This is a genomic window from Dietzia sp. DQ11-38-2 (genome assembly GCF_014145055.1).
Lineage (GTDB): Bacteria > Actinomycetota > Actinomycetes > Mycobacteriales > Mycobacteriaceae > Dietzia.
On the sequence record NZ_JAALDW010000344.1, the window covers coordinates 1 to 2,786 of the forward strand.

Here is a 2,786-nt window from a genome sequence, read left to right on the forward strand (position 1 = left end):
CCCCGCCGAGTCGCCCACCACGCCGTCCACGCGGCTGGCCACTGAGCCGTCCGTGACGCCGTCCACGGAGCTGGCCCTGCGCCCGACGCCCGTCGCCGGAATGGTCGGCTCGACACTCGGGGTCGCGGCGGCCGTGACGCGTCTGGTCCGCCCCAAGGCCCTACACCCCCGGGGCGTCGTCGCGCACGCGACTCTGAGCGTCACCGGGGTGGGACGGACGGGTTCGCCGCTCCTGGACATCACGGGCAGGTGGCCCGCGACGGTCCGGTTCTCCCGCGCCGTGGGGCTGCCGGACATCGTCCCCGACGTCGGCGGCATGGCCATCCGCGTCCACGCGGATGGTCCGGTGGACATCCTGCTCGCCAGCACGGGAATGGGCCCGCTCACCCGCTATGTGCTCACCGCGGGATGGCGGACGACCGGCCGCACCATGACGTCGATGTTCCCCGTGCGGATCGCGGGCCGCCAGTTGTTGCTGGCCGCGATCCCCACGGGCGACGGCGGCACGTGGACGCTCCAGCACGCCACCCCGCTGGGCAGGTGGGCGACCCTCGGTCGACTGTCGGTCGACACCTGGGAGGACGACGACGAGAACCTCCACTTCGACCCGGTGGTGAACCGGCTGCCCGGATCGCGGTATCCGCGCCTGCTCGGCGCCCTACGACACCCATCGTATCCCGCGCCCGACGAGGGCCCGGAGGCGACCTGAACGGTCGCTTCGAGTCACGACTCGGCTGCGCCCCGGCGCCAGTACCCCATGAACGACACGGCCCGCTTGGGCATCCCCGCCCCGTCGACGGCGAGCCGTCGCATCGCCCGGACCAGTGATGCCTCCCCGGCCAGGAACACGTAGGGATCCCCGGCGGAGATCGTGGTGGCGGTCTGCCACTCCCGCTCGGCGGGGCGGCGTCCGTCGAGGACCGACTCGACGCACTCCTGACCCACGCCCAACACTCCGGCCAGGTGGTGTACCAGCGAGTGCCCCCGCTCGCCGGACCTCGCCAGGATCGTGACCGACTCGGGCGCCTCGGCCGACAGCGCGACCACGTCGGCCGAGGTCGGCACCTCGATCACGACGCGGACGTCCCTCACCCCGCGCGGTTCCGCGGCGAGCTCTTCGGCGATCGACAACAGGGCCGGCGCCGCGGTCTCGTCTCCCGCACACACGACCCGACCTGCGGCCCCCGGGTTCCACGCCGCCCACGGTGCGTGTCCGAGCCCCGGACCGGCGATGTGCACGGTGTCCCCGGCCCGGACCGACCGAGCCCACCCCGACCCCGGTCCCTCGTCCGCTCCGGGATGGACCACCACGTCCACGGTCAGTGCGGGGACCTGCGCGCCGTCGAGGGTCATCGTGTCGGCCCGACGCACGGTGTAGGTCCGCATCCACCCACGGTCCTCCTCGGGCAGGGCCAGCCAGTCGCGGATGCCGTCCGGGTCGGGGACGATCCCCTGCCCGACCGGCGGGGGGACGAACACCTTGAAGTACGCGTCGCGCACCGTCCCCGGGTCCACCACCTCCCGCGACCACCTGGTCAGGTCCGGGCCGGCCAACACCAATCGGAGGAACGACTCCCCCAGCGCACGTACCCGGACCACCCTGGTCTGCGCGACGAGGGTCGGAGCCTCCACGGCCATCGCTGTCATGCTGTCCCCTTTCGTCGTCCCCGCGGCAGTACCACGGGATGGCCGGTGAGCGGGTCGCTGATGATGTCGGCCTCCAGATCGAACACCCGGCGCAGGGTCTCGGGGTTGATCACCTGATCGGGCGGCCCCGCGGCCACCACCCCACCCTCGGCCACGGCCACCAGGTGGTCGGCCACGCGGGCGGCCAGGGTGAGTTCGTGCAGGACCGCGACCACCGTGCGGCGGCCCGGCACGGGGATACCCGGTTCCGGCTCGTGCCCGGCTGGCAACGGGAGATCTCGGACCAGGTCCAACACGTCCATCTGGTGAGCCAGATCGAGGAACGAACACGGCTCGTCCAGGAGCAGGGTCGGAGTCGCCTGCGCGAGTACCAGCGCCACCCATACCCGCTGCCGTTGGCCGCCGGAGAGCTCGTCGACGCGACGATGGGCGAAGCCCGACGTGCCCGTCAGTGCCAGTGCCTCCGCGACAGCGGGCTCGTCCTGGTCCCCGGGCCCCCACCAGCGTCGGTGCGGATGGCGCCCGCGCGCCACCAGCTCGGCCACGGTGAGCCCCTCCGGGACCAGCGGGGACTGCGGGAGGAACGCCACCGACCGGGCGTGCTCGCGAGCCCTGACCCCGGCCAGATCCCGCCCGGCCACCTCGATCGATCCGGCCAGGGGGGCGAGCTGTCGGCCCAGAGCCCGGAGGATCGTGGACTTTCCGCACCCGTTGGCCCCGATGAACACCGTGGTACGACCGCTGGGAATGTCCAGGTCCAGGTCGCGGATCACGGGGGCGGTCCCGTACCCCAGCGTCAGCCCGCGAAGGCGGAAGGCGGGATCAGGCTCGGCTGAGACACCGTGCGGCATCGTCGTGGCGCCGGGGGTGACGTGGGTGGTGATACTCATCAGGCGACCTTTCGGGAGCGCAGGAGGATCCAGAGCATGGCGGGGGCACCGAGCGCGCCGGTCACCACGCCGGTGGGCAGGTCCACCGTGGCCAGGGCCTCGGAGGCGACGATGTCGGCGACCACCACGATCACCGCACCGGTGAGTGCGGCGGCCACGATGTGGGGACGTCCGCGGCCGAGGGCGGTGGCGATCGGCGTGGACAACAGGGCCACGAAGGCGAGCGGACCCGCCACGGCGGTCGCGGCC

At 73.1% G+C, this 2,786-nt stretch carries 4 protein-coding genes; 1 reads left to right on the forward strand and 3 read right to left on the reverse strand.

The genetic code is table 11. The annotated features are described in order from the left end of the window. Positions 1-709 (forward strand): phosphodiesterase (locus G6026_RS11855; RefSeq protein ID WP_241728053.1); only part of this gene is annotated, 709 nt, incomplete at its 5' end. Positions 710-723: 14 nt separating this feature from the next. Here the strand turns inward: G6026_RS11855 and G6026_RS11860 are convergent. From G6026_RS11860 to G6026_RS11870, 3 genes are all read right to left on the reverse strand, one after another. Continuing rightward, positions 724-1,647, reverse strand: coding sequence for a siderophore-interacting protein (locus tag G6026_RS11860; protein ID WP_206681831.1), 924 nt, complete (start codon positions 1,645-1,647; stop codon positions 724-726). Beyond that, positions 1,644-2,498 (reverse strand): ABC transporter ATP-binding protein, encoded by an 855-nt coding sequence (locus G6026_RS11865; RefSeq protein WP_182613301.1) that lies wholly within the window; start codon positions 2,496-2,498, stop codon positions 1,644-1,646. The genes G6026_RS11860 and G6026_RS11865 overlap by 4 nt, the downstream gene beginning before the upstream one ends. A 38-nt stretch (positions 2,499-2,536) precedes the next feature. Then, the coding region (locus G6026_RS11870) for an iron chelate uptake ABC transporter family permease subunit (RefSeq protein ID WP_182613298.1) at positions 2,537-2,786 on the reverse strand (250 nt) is incomplete at its 5' end.

What these genes read in the sequence shown, in the direction of transcription:
- G6026_RS11865 (WP_182613301.1), bottom strand. Translation starts at nt 2,498, where the DNA reads ATGCCGCACGGTGTCTCAGCCGAGCCTGATCCCGCCTTCCGCCTTCGC.
- G6026_RS11860 (WP_206681831.1), bottom strand. Translation starts at nt 1,647, where the DNA reads ATGACAGCGATGGCCGTGGAGGCTCCGACCCTCGTCGCGCAGACCAGG.